Genomic DNA, 316 nt, shown 5'->3' with positions numbered 1-316 from the left:
CCGCGCACCACCGCATCGGCCAGCAGCAGCGCGGTGAAGGTCTTTGTGATGGAGCCAATCTCGAAGCGGCTGTCGGCATCCGGTCGTGGGCCTGTCCTGGCGGCACCGTCGAAGCTGGCCTGGCCGCCCTGCAGGCGGCCGGCAACGAGGGCCACGCCGTCGTCCTTCAAGCGCGCGTCCAGCAGCGGTCGAAGCGGTGCGTCGGCAGCATGCGCTGCAAGTGGCAGGCCGGCGGCGGCGAGCAGGCAGTGGCGTCGGGTGATGCGGTGCACGGAGTCCTCCGGCCCCGCAGCTTAACAGCGTTATCAGCTGCCAC

1 protein-coding gene is annotated in these 316 nt (G+C 70.6%); it reads right to left on the bottom strand.

All coding sequences use genetic code 11. From position 1 onward, the window contains the following. The coding region (locus RVY79_RS18605) for a serine hydrolase (RefSeq protein WP_317466027.1) at window positions 1-272 on the bottom strand (272 nt) is incomplete at its 3' end. Between the last annotated feature and the right edge of the window lie 44 nt (window positions 273-316).

The organism is Chromohalobacter sp. HP20-39, assembly GCF_033052815.1.
GTDB lineage: Bacteria > Pseudomonadota > Gammaproteobacteria > Pseudomonadales > Halomonadaceae > Chromohalobacter.
Note: the sequence above shows the minus strand (reverse complement) of the source record. Positions and strands in the feature narration are given on the sequence as shown.